This is a genomic window from Escherichia sp. F1 (genome assembly GCF_046764225.1).
Lineage (GTDB): Bacteria > Pseudomonadota > Gammaproteobacteria > Enterobacterales > Enterobacteriaceae > Escherichia > Escherichia coli.
Window position 1 is genome coordinate 3,564,544 of record NZ_CP177202.1, and the last position, 20,833, is coordinate 3,585,376.

Below are 20,833 nucleotides of genomic sequence, written 5' to 3' on the forward strand. Positions count from 1 at the left end.
TCTACACCACCATCAACTGATGATTCGCCAGCAAAGTGGCAAGGTCGGTATGCACGCCCGTCAGCGTGACCACGTTAGTTGTCGCAAAAGTGCCGCCCGTGCCGTCGCGGTCGATCTGCACGATGGTGTCGCTGCCGCTCTGGGTGACTTTGACAAAATCACCGATGTTTCCGGCCTGCGCATCCAGCGTTGCCACGCCGTTGACGTAGCTGGCTTTGCCGTTGCCGGTGTAGCCGCTGCCCTGTAACAACTCGCGGATATCAATGCGATCGGTGTCGGCGGTGCCTTCCCATGTCCCTACCGTAAAGCCATTCACCACATCCGAGCCGTTACCCCCGGTGGCGTCGCTGGCGTTGAGCAGTTTATAGAGCAAGGTGTCGTGACCGCCGTTGCCGATGTTGAGCGTGTCGTTGCCGCCGCGCCCTTCCAGTTGGTTATCGCCGCTGCTGCCGGTCAGAGTGTCGTTAAAATTCGAGCCGGATATCCCTTCGATATTGGTAAATGTCGAGGTGTTAAAGCCGGTGGCCTGCGCGGCGGTGCTGCTTAAGTTCGCGGTCACGCCCACCGTCGAGAGGCGGAAATCAACCACGTCCATGCCGCCGTTCGCAAGCCAGGTTCCGGTGCCGGAGCTGTACACCCAGCCGCCGGAACCGTCGTAAGTGTCGGTGCCTGCGGTGGCAAAGAAGGTGTCGTTATAGCCGGTGCCGACAAACTTGCCGTTGTTGCTCGCGGTACCCGCTTCGGCGCTGAGGTCGTAAGCGTGAGTGGCATCGGTGGCCTGTAAGCCGCCCCAGCTGGTGTTGACCGTCTGGTCGATATTGCTGGCGGTGGTGCCAGTGGATTTGATCAGCACCGCGTTGTAGGTTTCTCCGGCATTCAGCCCGTAGAAGTTGACCAGCGCCGAGGTGTCGTTAACCCCCATCCCCGACTGCGGGTTAATGATTTGCGTGGCGACCAGCACCCCCGCCGAGTTATACAGTTTTACGGTATTACCGTAATAGACGTTAATGCCGTTGGGATCGGTGATGCGCAGGTGTAGCGAAGTGCCGTAGCTCACCGTGTTGGTGTTGCGGATCAGGAACACGCTGCCCGACTGTTTGGTCACCAGTACATCCACCGCGCCGTCCCAGTCGTAGTCCATTGCCGCCACGCCGCTGGTGGTACCACTCTGGCTGCCGCCGAGGGCCGATTGTGTCCAGTTGCTGGCACCACCAACGTTGGTGTAAAGATACGATTGTCCGGTCTGGGCGATACGGGCGATATCCATCAGGCCGTCATGGTTCCAGTCCACCGCCAGGCTAAACTGGCTGGCGTAGGTGGTTGCCGTAGCCCCCACCGCCACCGGACTGCCCAGCACGCCGTTGGTGTTGAATAACAGGGAGCCGTAGTTAGCTCTTCCCTGGCTGGCGGGCAGGAAGAGATCCATATCGCCATCACCATCGAAATCGGCCCAGGTCATGGAAACGCTGCTGCTCATAGCGCCACTACCCGCCCCGCTCAGGAAGGTATTGGTGGTGTTCTGCCCCCAGACAAACGTGCCATTCCCTTGGTTGATGAGCGAAGACAGTGTGTAATAGTTATTCAGGTTATAGGTGTGCTGAACCAGGTCGATCCTGCCGTCATTATTCAGATCGACGCCAGAACCTTCGTTGAGCGAAAGATACCCTGTCACCGCCCCGCCCACCGTGGCGCTACCGCCGCTGTTCGACGTGGTGGAGTTACCTACCAGCGTACCTGCGTTGTTCCACAAGAAGGTGTTGGAGTCCGGCCCGCCAGCATCACCAATCCAGAAGTCGAGATAGCCGTCGCCCTCTTTATCAAATGCCACAATCGAGCCGTACCACGTCAGGGTGCCGACGGTGACCTGAATAGCGCTGGAAAAGGTGCCATCGCCGTTATTGGTAAAGCCGTTGATATAGCCTGTACCGTAGTCATCACGGGTGATAAACAGATCGCCCGTGCCGTTACGGTCGTAATCGGCGATGGAGCTGGTGGCGTAGTTGTTGCCGCTCTGATACAGCGTCAGCGCGGTCTTCGACCAGGTGAGTGGGTCAGTCGATTGCATTACCTGCTGGTTTGCCAGCACCGTCCACATCCCGTGCGAGTCGAGGCCGTAGGTCAATCCCCAGGCGGTGGTTTTGCTGACGGTGGTCCAGGTCGGTGTGTAATCAATCGCTGCGTTAACCGTCACCGTGCCGTTGCTAATATTGGCGTTATTGCCGTTACCCGCCGAACTTTTTACCTGCGCAGTAACGGTATAGGCGGTCGCGGAAACTGTCAGCGCATCGGTATCCGGCAACTGTACATACCAGGTGTTGTGCGCCGGGTCGACCACCACTGCGCCGCCCGGTTCAGAGGTGTAGGTTTTGCCGTTGATCACCACTTCAACATACTGCCCACTGGCGAGTGCCGCCGTGATTACCCCGCTGATAATCGGCGTGGTATCGCGCGTGGTCTGGCTGGTAATTTGCGCCAGCGTGGTTGGAATAGAGGTATCGACCGTCAGGACAAAATCACTGGAGGCGGTGATATTCCCCGCCAGATCCACCACTCGCGCACTGTAGGTGTAGGCACCGCTCACCAGCCCGCTGTCGCTGTAGGTCCAGTTCAGTGCGCCTACCATCGTTACCGCGCCTAACAGCAGGCCGTTACGGTAGAGGTAAACCACTTCACCGCTGGCAAGCGGGCCGGAGAGCACGCCGTTCAGCAACGGCGTAGTGTCGTCGGTGGCCTGCGAACTGCTTAACGTCCCCTGCCGCTGCCCGACGTCATCAGTGTACGACACAATGGTCGGCGTCGCGGTGGGGTTAATCGTATCGACCACCACCGTTTTCGACACCACCGGGCCAGTATTCCCCGCCAGATCCAGCACCCGCACCTGGTAAACGTAGCTGCCGTCGGTCAGCGTGCGGCTGTCGGTGTAAGTCCACTGCGTACCGTTGGTGGTGAGGGTGATCCAGGTCGCGCCGCCATCGAGGCTAATCTGCGCCACTTCGCCGCTGGCAAGCCCCGCCCCCAGCGAACCGGTTAGGGTGAGCGTGGTGTCACTGGTGATAAAGTCAGTTGCCGAACTCCCCGTGTCGGTGCTGATGCTGGCGATGGTCAACACCTGCGCCGGGTTAACGGTGTCGATCTGCGCCGACTGGCTGCTGGTTGCGCCAACGTTACCCGCAAGATCGACCACCCGCACCTGCCAGGTCGTCGTGCCATTCGTTAGCGTGCGTCCGTCAACGTAACTCCAGTTCAGGCCGTCTGCGGCGACGGTCACGTTCACCCAGGTTGCGCCGTTGTCGGTACTGATTTGCGCGAACTCATTAGCGCCGAGCGCCGCGCCCAGCACGCCGCGCACGGTAAGCGAGGTGTCGCTGGTAATAAAATCGCTGCTGCTGGTTCCGGTGTCATCGCTGATACCGGTAATGGTGATACTTTTCGCCGCTTCCGGGCTGGTGGTGTCGACCACCACGTTTTGCGTCGCAGTCTGCCCGACGTTCCCCGCCAGATCCACCACCCGCACCGTGTAGTTCCAGGTGCCGTCGGTCAGTGTGCGACCATCGGCATAGCTCCAGCTGGTGCCGATAACGGTTAAGGTGGTCCAGGTAACGCCACCGTCGAGGCTGATTTGCGCCCGTTCATCGGCGGCAAGCGCCGCGCCGAGCGTGCCGCGCACGGTCAGCGTGGTGTCGCGAGTAACAAAATCGCTGCTACTTAACCCAGTGTCATCGCTGATGCCCGCAATGGCGATGGTTTTGCTCGCCAGCGGCGCGGTGGTGTCCACAGTGACTATCTGGCTGGCGGTCGCGCCGATATTTCCGGCGGTGTCGATCACCCGTACCTGATAGTTGTAGTTGCCGTCGCTCAGCGTGCGCCCGTCAAGATATGTCCAGGTCAAACCGCTTACCGAAAGATTCTGCCAGGTGGTGCCGCCGTCGATACTGATTTGCGCGAACTCACCGGCAGAAAGCGCCGCACCCAGAGAGCCGCTCACCGCAAGCGTCGTGTCGCTGGTGACAAAATCGTTAGTAATCAATCCGGTATCGGTGGTGATCGCGCTGATGGCGATGGTTTTCACCGCTGGATCTGGCGCGGTAGTGTCGATCACCACATTCTGGCTGTCGGTGGCCCCGACGTTGCCCGCCGCGTCAATCACCCGCACCTGATAGAGATAGTTGCCATCGGTCAGCGTGCGGCTGTCGTTATAGCGCCAGCTCGTGCCAGTGACGGTAAGCGTGGTCCAGGTTACGCCGCCGTCGATACTGATTTGCGCCGTCTCGTTACTGGCAAGCGCGGCGGTGAGCGAGCCGTTGACCACCACCGGGCTGACGCTGGTGATAAAGTCGCTGGCGCTAAGGCCAGTGTCGGCTTGCAGGGAATCGATATTAATGCCCATCGCCGGGGCGCTGAGATCGACAGTAATGGTGTGATTGCTGCTACCGGTATTGCCAATGGCGTTGCTCACCGAGGCGTTAATCACATAGGCATCGCCGTCCGCCAGTGCGGTGACATCGGCGCTGCCGAGGGTGTAGCTCCAGCTACCGCCCGTTTGCACCGTAGTGGTGTAGGTTTTGCCGTTTAAAGTCAGGGTCAGCGTCTGCCCGATGGGTGCGGTGGTGGTGCCGCTGATCACCAGCGACGAGCCGTGCTCCGCTGCATTCACCACATCGTCGCCCGCAAAGGTGTTGATGGTGACGGTAGGCACATCGCCGTTCAACGTCACGCCACGGCTGGCGCTGCCGGAGTTTCCGGCCTGATCGCTGACCGTCGCGCTAATGGTGTAGCTGCCGTCGCTTAATCCAGCAAACTGCTGCGCCGGAATAAACACCGACCAGCTTCCGCCGCTGCCGACCGTGGCGGTCCAGGTTTGCCCGTTAAAGGTAACGGTCACCGTCTGGCCCACTTCGGCGGTGGTGGTGCCGCTGATGGTCTGCCCGGCAAGCTGCTCGGCGTTGTTGATAATATCGTCACCCGCCACCGTGGCGATGGTGACCGTTGGCGCAACGGTATCGACGATCAGGGCGTGCGTGGTTTGACCGGGATTGCCCGCGCGATCGTTCACGCTGGCGGTAATAGTCTGTGCGCCCTGCCCGAGCGCGGCAAGATCCGCCGCAGGCACGTTAAGCGCCCAGGTGCCATTGGCGGCAACCGTGGCGGTATAGGTTTTGCCGCCAAAGGTGACGGTGACCGTCTGCCCTACTTCCGCGCTGGTCGAGCCGTTAAGGGTTAACGGCTGCTGTTGTTCGGCGGCGTTGAGTCGGTCGTCCGTCGAAACGGTGTTGATGCTGATAACCGGCGCGGTGAGATCCACCGCCACGCTGCGCGAGGCCGTGGCGCTGTTTCCGGCGCTGTCCTGCGCGGAGGCGCTAACCGTGTAGCTGGTGCCATCCGCCAGTGCTGCAACGTCCGCCGCAGGCACGTTCACACTCCAGCTCCCGTTGTTCTGAATGGTAGCGCTGTAGCCTTTGCCGTTAAGCAATACGGTCACTACTGTACCTGCGGCAAAGTTCGTTCCTGTGCCGCTCAGGGTCAGCGCACTGCCCGCTTCGGCGGCGTTAATAATATTATCGCCGCTGATGGTGCTGACCGAGAGCGACACTGCCGCCGTGTTTACCTGCACGTTGTGCGTCTGCGTACTGCTGTTGCCTGCGCTATCGGTAATGGTGGCGCTGATGGTCACCGTGCCGTCCGCAAGGCCGGAAATCACGCTGGCAGGCACGCCGACGCTCCAGTTGCCGCTGGCATCGGTGCTGGTGACATACTGCTGCCCGGAGATGGTCACCACCAGGCGGTCGCCCGCGACCGCGCCCGTGGCGGTACCGCTGATAATCTGCGCCTGAGTGTGTTCGACGTTGTTAATCACATCATCGCCCGCCACGGTGTTAAAGCTGATGACGGGCGCGGTGGTATCGACGGTCACACCTTTGCTGGCGCTGCCAGGGTTACCCGCCAAATCGCTGACCGAGGCGGTCAGGGTGTAGCCGTTATTGGCAAGTGCGGTTAAGTCGCTGGCGGGCAGCGTTAAACTCCAGCTGCCGTCTGCCTGCACCGTGGTCTGGTAGTTAGTGCCGTTAAGCGTGACGATCAGCGTCTGCCCCGTCTCCGCCGTGCTGGTGCCGGACACCGTTACGCCCGCCGCCGCTTCGCTGGCGTTGATGATGTTATCACTGGCAATGGTGTTGATGGTCACCGTTGGCGCGGCGCTATCGACGCTGTATTCATGCGTTGCCGTGGCGCTGTTGCCGTTGACGTTAGTCACCCGCACCTGGGCGCTGGCATCGCCGTCACGCAGGGCCGCCATATCCGCCGCCGGAACGGTGGTGCTCCAGCTACCGTTTGCCGCCACCGTGGTGGTGTAGGTTTTACCGCCAAAAGTAATGGTAACGGCTTGCCCCGCTTCGACGCCGGACGTGCTGCCGGAGAGCGTTAATGCCGCGCCTTTTTCGGCGGCGTTAATCACATCATCGCTGGTGATGCTGTTTATGCTGACGGCGACGGTGGTGAGATCAACTGTCAGCGGATGGGTAATGCTGGTTTGCGTTCCGGCACTGTTCGCGCCGCTAACGGTAATGTTCAGCGTTCCCGCAGGCCAGTTGCTGACATCCGCCGCCGGAACGCCGACGCTCCAGCTGCCGTTTGCCAGCACCATGGCGGCGTAAGTTTGGTTATTAATCACCACCGTCAACGCCGTACCTGCGGCAAAACCGGAACTGCTGCCAGTAATCACCTGCGCCTGGGCGTGTTCGATAATATTCACCACATCATCGCCCGCGACGGTATCCACCCGCAGGCCGGGTAGACTGGCATCGATGGTGATATCGCGCGTGCCGCTACCGGTGTTGCCAACGGCGTTGGTCACCGAGGCATTAACCGTTAACTCACCGTTACCCAGCGCCTGCCAGTCGGCGGCAGGTACGCTCACACTCCAGCTTAAATCAGCCTGCACGGTGGCGGTGTAAGTTTTACCGCCCAGTTCAACGGTGACGGTGCTGCCCGCCGCCGCACCGGTTACCTGGCCGCTGATGGTTTGTGCGCTGCCCGCCTCTGAAGCGTTGATAATATCGTCCGTCGCCACCGGATTAATGGTGACGCCCGGCAGCGCGGTATTGACCTGCACGTTATGGCTGGCGGTACTGCTGTTGCCCTGAGCGTTGGTAACGCTCGCCGTGACGCTATATGTGGCTTCGCCCAGCGCACTGACCGCCGAGGCAGGAACGGTGACGCTCCAGTTGCCAGAGGAGTCGGTGGTGGCGCTGTAGTTTTGTCCGTTCAGCGTAACGGTGATCGCCGTGCCCGCAGGCTGATCGCTGGTGCCGGAAAGCGCCAGATCGGATCCTTTTTCCATCGCGTTGATCACATCATCGCCCGCGATGGTGTTGATGCTAATCACTGGCGCGCTGAGGCTGACGGTCACGGTGCGGCTGGCGTCGTCGCTATTACCCGCCCGATCGCTGACGCTGGCGGTGATGGTCTGTGCGCCGCTACCGAGTGCCACAACATCCGCTGCTGGAACGCCAACGCTCCAGTTACCGGAGGCATCCAGCGTGGTGGTGTAGGTTTTGCCGTTGAGCACAACGCTCACCACATCGCCCGCTTCCCCGCCGCTGCTGGTGCCGGAAATCACCAGCGCCTGGGCGTGTTCAGCATCGTTGATGATGTCATCGCCTGCCACGGTGTTAATGGTGAGAACCGGCGCGGTGGTGTCTACCGCCAGATTATGGCTGGTGCTGCCGGGGTTGCCCGCTTTGTCGTTGACCGTGGCGCTGACGGTGTAATTGCTTGCGGTCAGCGCGCCTAAGGCTGAAGGGGGAACGCTGACGCTCCAGCTACCGTCTGCCTGCACATTACCGCTGTAGGTTGCGCCGTTAAGGGTTACGGTGACCGTCTGCCCGGTTTCGGCGGTGCTGGTGCCGCTGATGGTGAGCGGGCTTCCCGCCTCCGTGGCGTTAAGAATATCGTCGCTGGCAATGGTGTTAATGGTGAGCGTCGGTGCGCTGGCGTCAACGCTGTACGCATGGGTCGCCGAGGCACTGTTACCGCTCGCGCTGCTGACACTGGCCTGCACGTTCGCCGCGCCGTCTGGCAGAGTTGCCAGATCTGCCGCTGGAACGTTCACACTCCAGCTACCGTTGGCGGCGACGCTTGCAGTGTAGGTTTTACCGCCAAAAGTGACGGTAACGGTTTGCCCGCTTTCAATTCCGCTGGTGCTGCCAGAAAGGGTCAGGTCGGTGCCTTTTTCGGCGGCGTTAATTACGTCGTCGCTGGCAACGGTGTTGATGCTGATTGCCACCGCCGTTAAATCGACGGTGAACGGATGGCTGACGCTGACCGGATTTCCGGCGCTGCTCTGGCCTGCCACGTCAACGGTTAACGCCCCCGCAGGCCATGCGCTGACGTTTGTCGCCGGAATGCCGACGCTCCAGCTCCCGTCTGCCTGTACCGTGGCGGAATAAGCCGTGCCGTTAATCGTGATCGTCAATGGCACGCCTGCATTCAGGCCGCTACTGCCGCCAGTGATCACCAGCGCCTGCCCGTGTTCAATGCTGTTGACGATATCATCGCCCGCTACCGTATCCACGCGCAGCCCTGGCAGGTTAGCGTCAATGGTGATATCCCGCGTACCGCTGCCCGTATTGCCATTCGCGTTGGTGACCGAAGCGTTAATGGTCAAATCGCCATTGCCCAACGCCTGGAGATCGGCTGCCGGAACGCTGATACTCCAGCTTAAGTTGCCCTGTACCGTGGTGGTGTAAGTGTTGCCGCCCAGCGTGACGGTAACCGTATCGCCAGCGGCGGCACGAGTGACCACCCCGCTGATGGTTTGATCGGCCCCGGCTTCGGCGGCGTTGATAATATCATCGCCCGCCACGGTGTTGATGGTAACGCCCGGCAGGCCGCTATCGATCAGTAAATTCGCCTGGCTGCTGGCGGTGTTACCCGCCGCACTGGTGGCACTGGCGCTGACGGTATAGTTGGCCTGACCTAGAGCCGCCAGATCGCTCACCGGCACGGTTAAGGTCCAGTTGCCCGCCGCGTCGGTGGTGGCGCTGTAGTTATGACCGTTGAGCGTGACGGTGACCTCTGCGCCGGTCGCCAGCCCCGTACTGCTACCGCTAATGGTCAACGGCTGGCCTTTTTCATCGGCGTTCAGGACGTTATCGCCGCTGATGGCGTTAAAGGTAATTGACGGCAGGCCAGTATTGACCGTCACCTGATGCGTGGCGCTGCCGCTGTTTCCGGCGGCATCGGTGACGCTGGCGTTAATGGTCACCGTGCCGTTCGCCAGCGCCGAGACGACGCTTGCCGGAACGCCGACGCTCCAGTTACCGCTGGCATCCAGCACGGTGGTGAAGGTATTTGTGCCGATAGTCACCGTCACGGTGCTACCGGTTGTAGCACCCGTGGCGGAACCGCTGATAATCTGCGCCTGGGCGTGTTCCGTCGCGTTGATCACATCATCGCCTGCCACCGTGTTGATGGTGACGACCGGAACGGAAGTATCCACCGTCAGGTTGTGATTAACCGAGGCCGGGTTTCCGGCTTTGTCGCTCACCGCCGCGCTAACGGTGTAGTTGCTGGCGGTCAGGGCGCTTACGTCGGCTTGAGGCACACTGACGCTCCAGCTACCGTCCGTTTGAACCGTGCCGGTATAGTTTTCGCCATTGAGGGTGACGGTCACCGTCTGCCCCGCTTCCGCAGTGCTGCTGCCGGTGATGGTCAGCGCAGCTCCGGCTTCGGCAGCGTTAAGAATATCGTCACCCGCAATGGTGTTAATGGTCACCGTTGGCACGCTGGCATCGACGCTGTAAGCGTGAGTCGTGGTGGCGCTGTTGCCGTTAACATTGCTGACGCTGGCCTGTGCGCTGGCATCGCCATTACGCAGGGCCGCCATATCCGCCGCCGGAACCGTGGTACTCCAGGAACCGTTCGCAGCCACCGTGGCGCTGTAAGTTTTGCCGCCAAAGGTCACGGTGACCGTTTGTCCGGCCTCCACACCAGAAGTGCTGCCGGAGAGCGTTAACGCCGCGCCTTTTTCAGCGGCGTTGATGACATCATCGGCGGTAATGGCGTTGATGCTGACCGCCACCGCAGTGAGATCGACAGTCACCGGATGCGTAACGCTCACCGGGTTTCCGGCGGTGGTGTTGCCGCTCGCCGTAATTGTGACCGTCCCCGCAGGCCAGGCGCTGACATCTGCCGCCGGAACGCCGACGCTCCATGAGCCATCCGCCAGTACCGCCGCAACATAGGTTTGCCCGTTAATGGTCAGCGTGACGTTGCTGCCCGCTGCCAGATCAGAGCTGCTGCCGGTAATCACCAGCGCCTGATCGTGCTCGATAATATTGACCACATCATCGCCCGCCACGGTATCGACCCGCAGACCTGGCAGATTCGCGTCGATGGTGATTTCGCGCGTGCCGTTGCCGGTATTGCCTACGCTGTTTGTCACCGAGGCCGAAATGGTCAGTTCACCGTTGCCCAACGCCTGTAGCGCGGAGGCCGGAACATTAACGCTCCAGCTTAAATTCGCCTGCACCGTGGCAGTGTAAGTCGCCCCGCCGAGCGTGACGGTTACCGTGTCGCCCGCCGTAGCACCCGTCACCTGCCCGCTGATAGTTTGATCTGCCCCTGCTTCGGCAGCGTTAATAATATCGTCCGTTGCCACAACGTTAATGGTTACGCCCGGCAGCGCGGTATTTACCTGCACGTTATGGCTGGCAGAACCGCTGTTGCCATCGGCGTCAGTGGCGGCGGCGGTTACCGTGTAAGTGGCTTCACCGAGGGCGCTCACCCGTGACGCCGGAACGGTCACGCTCCAGTTACCGGATGCATCGGCAGTGGTGGTGTAATTTTGCCCGTTGAGCGTAACGGTTACCTGCGTGCCCGCAGGCTGGTCGCTGGTGCCGGAAATCGCCAGATCCGCGCCTTTCTCCGTGGCGTTAATGATGTCATCAACGGCAATGGTGTTGATGGCAAGCACCGGAGCACCGAGCGCCACGGTGACAGTGTGCGAGGCCGTGCCACTGTTGCCTGCGGAGTCGGTAACCGTGGCGGTAATGGTGACATCACCCTGCGCCAGTGCGGAAATCACGCTGGCAGGCACGCCGATGCTCCAGTTGCCGTTGGCGTCCAGCACGGTGGTGTAGGTGGTCGTGCCAATCGTCACGGAAACCGTGTTTCCCGTAGTCGCGCCCGTTGCTGAGCCGCTGATAATCTGCGCCTGTCCGTGTTCCGTGGAGTTAATGATGTCATCGCCCGCTACCGTGTTGATGGTAACGACCGGCGCAACGAGATCCACCGTCAGGTTATGCGTCGCCGAAGCCGGATTTCCGGCTTTGTCGCTGACCGCCGCGCTCACCGTATAGGGGCTGACGGTAAGGTTGGCTAAATCGCCAGTTGGTACGCTGACGCTCCAGCTCCCGTCTGCCTGCACGTTGCCGCTGTAATTGACGCCGTTTAGCGTCACGGTCACCGTCTGCCCGGCTTCCGCCGTGCTGGTGCCGCTGATGGTCAGCGCCGATCCCGCTTCGTCGGCGTTAAGAATATCGTCCGTGGCGATGGTGTTGATGGTAACGGAAGGCGCGGTGGCATCGACGCTGTAAGCATGCGTTGCCTGGGCGCTGTTACCTGCGACGTTGCTGACGCTGGCCTGGACGTTTGCTGCGCCGTCAGGCAAGGTTGCGAGATCGGCTGCTGGGATTGTCAGCCCCCAGGTGCCGCCCGCGGCAACCGTGGTGGTGTAGCTTTTGCCGCCGAAGATAACGGTGATGGTTTGCCCCGCTTCCACATCGGAGGTGGTGCCGGAGAGCTGCAAATCGCTGCCTTTTTCGGCGGCATTAATCACATCGTCAGTGGAAAGGGTGTTAATGGTAATCGCCACGGCCGCGAGATCGACCGTGACCGGATGGCTAATGCTGGTTGTGGTTCCGGCGGTATTGGTGCCAGAAACGGCAATATTGACCGTTCCCGCAGGCCAGTTTGTGACATCTGCCGCAGGAACACCGACGCTCCAGGTGCCATCGGCGAGTACCGTTGCGCCGTAGGTGACGCTATTGATAACCACCGTCAACGCCGCCCCCGCCGCCAGTCCGCTACTGCTACCGGTGATCACCAACGCCTGAGTGTGCTCAATGCTGTTAATCACATCATCGCCTGCCACGATATCGACCCGCAGGCCAGGCAGGTTGGCATCTATCACGATATCGTGCGTTGCGGTGCCAGTATTATTTGCGGAATTGGTCACCGAGGCGCTGATGGTCAGTTCTCCGTTGCCCAGCGCCTGCAAAACGTTCGCCGGTACGCTGACGCTCCAGCTTAAATCTGGCTGCACGGTGGCGTTGTATTGATTGCCGCCAATAGTGACAATCACCGTATTCCCCGCAACCGCTGTTCCCGTGACCTGACCGCTGATGGTCTGCGCCACAGCGATTTCAGCGGCATTGATAATGTCATCGCCCGCCACCGTATTAATGATCACCCCAGGCAGGAGCGATTCGACATTCACCGTATGGGTGGTGCTGCCGTTGTTGCCCGCGCTGTCGGTGGCACTGGCGCTAATCTGGTATACCGCCTCGCCCAGTGCGCCGACCGCCGAAGCAGGCACGGTAACGCTCCAGTTACCGGAACCGTCGGTGGTGGCGCTGTACGCCAGGCCGTTCAACATCACGGTGACCGTAGTGCCTGCCGCCAGACCGCTGGAGCCACCGCTGATGGTCAGATCCTGGGTTTTCTCTGCATTATTAATAATGTCATCACCGGAGACGGTGTTAATAGTCAGCGTCGGGCCGCTGAGATCAACGGTGACATTATGGGTAGCGCTGTCGCTGTTGCCCGCGCGATCGCTCAGGCTGGCAGTGATGGTCTGGCTTCCGGTTGCCAGCGCCGTCACATCTGCCGCCGGGATACCGACGCTCCAGTTACCAGAGGCATCCAGCGTGGTGGTGTAGTTTTTGCCGTTGAGCGAGACGGTCACCACATCGCCTGCCGCCGCGCCCGTGCTGGTGCCGCTCACCACCAGCGCCTGCCCGTGTTCGATAGCGTTGATGATGTCATCGCCCGCGACGGTGTTAATGGTGAGATCCGGCGCGGTAACGTCCACTGCCAGCGCATGATCGGCGCTTGCCGGGTTGCCCGCTTTGTCGCTCACCGTCGCAGTCACGGTATAACTGCTGGCGGTTAATCCGCTTAAATCCGTTGCCGGAACGTTCACGCTCCAGGTGCCATCCGCGAGAACGGTGGTCTGGTACGTGTTGTTATTGAGCGTGACGGTCAGCGTCTGCCCGGCCTGCGCCGTGGTGGTGCCGCTGATGGTGATCCCCGCGCCCGCTTCGCTCACGTTAAGAGTATCGTCGCTGGCGATGGTGTTGATAGTAATAAGCGGCGCGGTGGCATCGACGCTATACGCGCGATCGGCCTGGGCGCTGTTGCCGTTAATATTGCTGACGCTCGCCTGCACGTTGCCCGCGCCGTCCGGTAGCGCAGCGAGATCGGCAGGCGGCACATTCACCGTCCAGCTGCCGTTGGCTTCCACAGTGGTGGTGTAATTTTTACCGCCAAAGGTGACGGTCACCGTCTGCCCAGCTTCCACACCGCTGGTGCTGCCGCTTACGACCAGCGTTTCGCCTTTCTCCACGGCGTTGATCACATCATCGCCGGAAAGGGTGTTAATGGTGATGGCGACCGCCGCCAGATCGACGGTAACCGGATGGGTAATGGTAGAGGTTGTTCCGGCGCTGTTGGTGCCGCTTACCGTAATATCCACCGTACCCGCAGGCCAGTTGCTGACGTCTGCCGCCGGAATACCGAGGCTCCACGTGCCGTCGGCTAATACCGTCGCGCCATAAGTAACGTTGTTAATCTCGACCGTTAACGCCGTTCCCGCCGTTAACCCGGTGCTGCTACCTGTTATCACCAGCGCCTGATTGTGCTCAATGCTGTTAATAACATCATCGCCCGCCACGGTATCGACCCGCAAGCCAGGCAGATTGGCATCGATCGTGATATCGCGCGAGCCGCTGCCGGTGTTGCCCACGCCATTGGTGACCGAGGTGTTAACTGTCAGGTTGCCGTTACCCAGCGCCTGAATATCCGCCGCCGGAACGCTGACACTCCAGCTTAAATTGGCCTGCACTGTGGCGGTGTAGGTGTTGCCGCCCAGCGTAACGGTAACCGTATCCCCCTGCGCTGCGCCCGTCACCTGCCCGCTGATAGTCTGGGCATTTCCCGACTCGGCATCGTTAATAATATCGTCGGTCGCCACCGCGTTAATAGTGACGGCAGGCAGCGCGCTGTTGACCAGCACGTTATGGCTGGCGGAATTGCTGTTGCCTGCGCTATCGGTGACGTTCGCGGTTACCGTGTAGTTGGCTTCCCCCAGCGCGCTAACCGCCGAGGCTGGCACCGTGGCGCTCCAGTTGCCGTTGCTATCGGTCGTCGCGGTGTAATTTTGCCCGTTCAACGTCACCGTAATGGTGGTGCCCGCAGGCTGATTACTGGTGCCGGTAATTTGCAGATCCGCGCCTTTTTCCGTGGCGTTAATCACGTCATCGCTGGCGATAGTGTTGATGCCAATGGTTGGCGCGGTCAGATTCACGGTGACCGTGCGGCTGGCATCATCGCTGTTGCCTGCCGCGTCGGTAATGGTAGCTGTGATGGTTTGCGGGCCGCTGCCCAGCGCGGTGACATCTGACAGCGGAACGCCGACGCTCCAGTTGCCGGAAGCGTCCAGCGTGGTGGTGTAGGTTTTACTGTTTAACGTGACGGTGATGACATCGCCCGCTTCCCCGCCAGTGCTGGAGCCGGAGATCACCAGCGCCTGTCCGTGTTCGGCGGCGTTAATAATGTCATCGCCGGAGACGGTGTTGATGGTTAATACGGGAACGGTGAGATCCACCGCCAGCCCATGAGTGGCGGTTGCCGGGTTACCCGCTTTATCGTTGACCGAGGCGCTGACCGTGTACTGGCTGGCGGTCAGATTGCTGAGATCCGCCGTCGGCACGCTGACGCTCCAGCTCCCGTCCGCCAGGACGGTGCCGGTGTAAGTCACGCCATTAAGCGTGACAGTTACCGTCTGCCCCGCTTCGGCGGTGCTACTGCCGCTGATGGTTAGCGGATTGCCCGCCTCGGCGGCGTTCAGAATATCGTCGGTGGCGATGGTGTTAATGGCAAGCGTCGGTGCCGTGGCATCGACGCTGTAGGCGTGGGTTGCAGAAGCCGTGTTGCCGTTAACGTTACTGACGCTGGCCTGCACCGAGGCGTCGCCGTCGCGTAACGCGCTGAGATCGGCGGCAGGCACGGTGGTTGTCCAGCTACCATCGCCCGCTACGGTAGCGGTGTAGGTTTTCCCGCCAATGGTAACGGTGACCGTTTGCCCCGCTTCCACACCGGAGGTGCTGCCTGAAAGGGTTAAATCTGCACTTTTTTCAGCGGCATTAATCACATCGTCGCCGGAAACGGTGTTAATGGAGATCGCCACAGCTGCCAGATCGACGGTGACTGGATGGGTGATGGTGACCGGGTTTCCTGCGCTAGTGGCACCTGAAACCGTGATATTCACCGTACCCGCAGGCCAGTTGCCCACATTTGCCGCCGGAACGCCAAGGCTCCATGTGCCATCGGCTAATACTGTCGCGCCATAGGTGACGTTATTGATCACCACCGTCAACGCCGCGCCCGCCGCCAGCCCGCTGCTGCTACCAGTTATCACCAGTGCCTGACTGTGCTCGATGCTGTTGACCACATCATCGCCCGCCACGGTATCGACGCGCAGGCCAGGCAAATTAGCGTCGATAGTAATATCTCGCGAACCGCTGCCGGTATTGCCAACACCGTTGGTCACCGAGGCATTAACTGTCAGGTCGCCATTGCCGATGGCCTGAATATCCGCCGCCGGAACGTCCACGCTCCAGCTTAAATTGCCCTGCACGGTAGCGGTGTAGGTTTTCCCGCCAAGCGTTACGGTAACCATATCGCCCGCCGCCGCACCCGTCACCTGGCCGCTGATGGTCTGCGCCACGCCCGATTCGGCGGCGTTAATAATGTCGTCGCTCGCCACCGGATTAATGGTGACGCCAGGCAGCGCGGTATTGACCTGCACGTTATGGCTGGCGGAATTACTGTTACCCGCGCTGTCGGTGACGTTCGCCGTCACCGTATAACTGGCTTCGCCCAGCGCACTGACGGCGGAGGCTGGCACCGTGGTGCTCCAGTTGCCTGCGGCGTCCGTCGTGGCGGTGTAATTTTGCCCGTTAAGCGTCAGCGTAATTGTGGTGCCTGCTGGCTGATTACTGGTGCCGGAAATTTGCAGATCCGCGCCTTTTTCGGTGGCGTTAATCACGTCATCGGTAGCAATGGTGTTAATGCCAATGGTCGGCGCAGCAAGGTTAACGGTAACCGTGTGCGTCTCGTTATCGCTATTACCCGCCGCATCAGTCACCGTGGCGGTAACAGTTTGCGGGCCGCTGCCCAGTGCCGTGACATCCGCCGCCGGAACGCCGACGCTCCAGTTGCCGGAAGCATCCAGCGTCGTGGTGTAGGTTTTACTGTTTAGCGTGACGGTGACGACATCCCCCGCTTCTCCGCCAGTGCTGGAACCGGAAATCACCAGCGCCTGCCCGTGTTCGGCGGCGTTAATAATATCGTCGCCCGCAATGGTGTTGATGGTAAGTACCGGAACGGTGAGATCCACCGCCAGATTATGCGTGGTGCTCGCCGGGTTGCCCGCTTTGTCATTGACCGTGGCGGTCAGGGTGTGGCTGCCATCGGTCAATGCCTCAAGATCTGCCGCCGGAATATTGATGCTCCAGCTGCCGTCCGCCTGCACCGTTGCCTGATAGGTCTGCACGGTCGGGCTATTGAGCGTTATCGTAACAATCTGCCCTGCCTCGGCAGTGGTGCTGCCGCTCACCGTCACACCCGCATCGGCTTCGCTGGCGTTGACGATATTGTCGCTGGCAACGGTATTGATAATGATGGTCGGGACACTGCTGTCGACGCTGTAGTTATGCACCGCCGAGGCGCTATTGCCGTTAATATTGCTGACGCTGGCCTGCGCGGAGGCGCTGCCCTCTGGTAATGCTGCCAGATCGGCGGCGGGAACGGTGGCAGCCCAGCTACCATCGCTCGCCACGCTGGCAGTGTAATTTTTCCCGCCAAAGGTGACGGTGACGGTTTGACCGGATTCTACGTTAGTGGTGGTGCCGGAAAGGGTTAAATCAGCGCCTTTTTCTGTGGCGTTAATCACATCATCCGTGGCGATGGTGTTGATGGTGATCGCCGCCGGAGTGAGATCGACCATAACCGGATGCGTAATGCTCACCGGATTTTCGGCGCTACTTTCCCCGGACACGGTAACCGTTACTGTTCCCGCAGGCCAGGCGCTAACCTGCGCCGCCGTGACGCCCACGCTCCAGCTACCATCGGCCTGCACCGCAGTGGTGTATTCCACATTGTTAATCGTAACGGTAAGCGGCGTGCCTTCAGCCAGCCCCGAGCTGCTGCCGCTGACCACCAGCGCCTGCCCGTGCTCGATGATATTGACCACATCATCGCCTGCCACCGTATCGACCCGCAGACCGGGCAGATTGGCGTCGATGGTGATATCCCGCGTGCCGCTGCCGGTGTTGCCGTTTTGATTGGTGACCGAGGCGCTCACCGTTAAATCGCCATTACCCAGCGCCTGAATAGCGTCCGCCGGAATGCTCACGCTCCAGCTTAATCCCGGCTGTACGGTGGTGGTGTAGGTATTGCCACCCAGCGTAACGGTTACCGCGTCGCCAACGGCGGCTCCAGTCACCTGCCCGCTGATGGTTTGCGCGACGCCCGCTTCGGCGGCGTTAATAATATCGTCGGTTGCCACCGGGTTAATGGTCACGCCGGGCAGCGCGCTGTCAACCAGCACGTTATGGCTGGCGGTGGCGCTGTTGCCGATATTACTCGTCACCGCCGCCGTTACCGTGTAGTTGGCCTGGCCCAGTGCGGTTACCGCCGATGCCGGAACGGTGACGCTCCAGTTGCCGGAGGCGTCGGTCGTGGTGGTGTAATTTTGCCCGTTCAGCGTCACGGTGATGGCGGTATTGGCTGGCTGATCGCTGGTACCGGTAATCTGGACATCAGCCCCTTTTTCGCTGGCGTTTATCACATCATCGCCAGCAATGGTGTTAATACCAATTACTGGCGCGGCGGTATTGACCGTGACAGTCAGTGACTGGCTGCCCGTGTTTCCGGCGCGGTCAGTCACTGACACGTTGATCGGATAACTGCCATCCACCAGTCCGCTGACAACGGAAGCCGGAACGCCCAGGCTCCAGTTGCCGGAACCATCCACCACCGTGGTGTAATCCACATTATTCAGCGTCACGGTGACGATATCGCCCGCCTGAGCGCCAGTAACCGTGCCGCTGATGATTTGCGCCTGGGTGTGCTCCGGCGTGTTGATGACGTTATCGGTCGCCACCGGATTAATGGTTACCACCGGCGGCGTGGCATCGACCAGCGCCACGCGTGAGACGCTGGTCGGGTTACCGGCGATATCGTTCACGCTGGCGGTGACGGTGGCGTTGCCGTCAGCCAGTGCGCCAACGTTGGCGGCGGGAACGGTCACGCTCCAGGTGCCGTCTGGCTGCACGACGCCCTGGTACGTCTGCCCGTTCAGCGTCACCGTTACCGTCTGCCCCGGCTGGGCGTCGGTGGTGCCGGTGATTTGCAGATCCTGACCACTTTCGGCGGCGTTAATGATGTTATCAGCGGTCAGTGGATCGATACTTAAGGCCGGGGCCTGGCTGTCGACGGTAATGGTGCGAGAGGTGTTGCCGGTATTGCCGCTGAGATCCGTCACAGAAGCGGTAATCGCCACCGCGCCGTCAGGCAGATTTCCCATCGCGGCGGCAGGTACCGTCAGACTCCAGGAGCCATCAGCCTGCACGGTAGTAGTAAAACTCTGTCCAGCCAGGGTTACTGTGACGGTTTGTCCTGTCTCGGCCTGTTGAGTGCTACCGGTAAGGGTCAGTGGCGCACCTTTTTCTGCGCCACTGATAATGTCATCGCCGGAGACGGTGTTAATGGTGATTAACGGAGAGACACCGACCAGCGTGATTGCTCGAGACGCCGCGCCGGTATTTCCTGCAGTATCTGTCACGGTGACGAAAATCGTATTGGCTCCGCGATCCAGCGTGCGGGTTACCGCTGGGTCCAGCGCCACATTCCAGCTGCCATCTGCCAGCACAATGCCCGTCAGGACATGAGTGCCCAATTTCACCGTTACCGTATCGCCAGGAGAAGCACCGCTGACTTGTCCGGAGATGATCTGCGCGACGGCCTGCTCAGCATTATTAAGAATATCGTCGCCCGCTACGGTATTAACACTGACCACGGGTGCTGAGGTATCTACCGTGAAATTCGCGCTGTGGCTGGTGCTGTTCCCAGCCCGATCGCTGACACTGGCATTGACAGCGTAATTACCCTCCGCCAGCGCCTGGACTTCCGTGGCTGGCAGCGTCACTTGCCAGGTTCCGTCGCTACCGACGGTTGCTGTATGGCTTTTCCCGTTGACGGTCAGTGTTACGGTTTGCCCCGCTTCTGCATTCGACGTGCCGCTCAGTACCAGCGCGACGTTATGTTCCGCAGCACTGATGATGTTGTCCTGAGCGATGGTGTTGATGGCAAGCGTTGGCGGTTGGGTATCGACCGTTAAAAGCTGCGCGCCGGTGACCGTATTGCCTGTGGCGTCTTTCCCGCTGACCAGCACTGCCTGATTCCCTTCGCCTAACGCCTGTGCATCGGCGGTCGGCACCTGCACGCTCCAGGCACCGTTAGCGCCTACGCTGGTGGTGTAGGTTTTGCCGTTTAGCGTAACGGTGAGTTCTGTTCCCTGCGCCAGATGGCTACTGGTACCAGAAAGCGTAAACCCGGCGGCCTGTTCGCTGGCGTTAATAATGTTATCGCCTGCGGTGGTGGCAACCTGCACGCTGGCCTGACTATTGTCGATGGTTAACGTTATCGAACCGGCGTCAGTGATGGTACTGCCGACAATTTGCACCACTGACCAGGTATGTTCACCTGCACTTTGCGTGGGTAACGAGACACTCCAGTGACCGTTGTTGTCTACCTGAGTACTGGCAATAGTATTGCCGTTACTGTCTTTAATCTGAATAGTCGCCCCCGCCTGCCCGCTGCCGCTAAAGGTTGGCGTGGTGTCATCGGTGATGTCATTGGTGGCGAGAATGCCGCGCTGATCGCCCTGATTATCGGTAACTAAAAATGATGGTGTGGCGTTGCCAGGCTCAGCGGGTGGCGGAGGGTTATTAATCACTTCCGTTTTCGAGTCGCCATCACCACCGCTTGCCAGCAGTGCACCAAGCGCACCACCACCTACCGCCGCCCCCGCCAGCCATCCCCACGGGAAGGCGCTGGTCTGAGCAACGGTATCAAGAAATGGCGCAATGCTTTCAATCGCAGTGGTCTGGGCAGTCAGTTCTACGGGGGCTAATCCACCCGCAGCAGCATCGGCGAAGGTGACATGGGTTAGCTGTTGCCCATCGGCAAACACCAGTTCCGATTGTTCAGCTGTATTCGCCGCTTGCAGGAAATAACCGTTGCAGCGGATCACCGTGCCGTCCTGCATATAGATCAGCAGGTCATTTCCTTCACGGACGTAACGCGCAACGGCAGAGGCCTGAGCATGAACCTGCACCACGGAAGGCTCATAAATAACAACCGTGACATCGCCAGGATTAATCAGCGTTTGTTTGACGGATGTTTTACGCGAAATAACATCAATAATCAGGCTCATAATGGCATTCCTGATAAATGGCGCACATCCTTAGCGAGTCCATTTATCTAAATA

1 protein-coding gene is annotated in these 20,833 nt (G+C 60.3%); it reads right to left on the reverse strand.

Annotated features, from left to right (window positions below; genetic code table 11):
* Position 1: 1 nt before the first annotated feature.
* Positions 2-20,779, reverse strand: coding sequence for a BapA-related adhesin SiiEA (gene siiEA, locus ACK8NJ_RS17310; RefSeq protein WP_411961828.1), 20,778 nt, complete (start codon positions 20,777-20,779; stop codon positions 2-4).
* Positions 20,780-20,833: the final 54 nt, after the last annotated feature.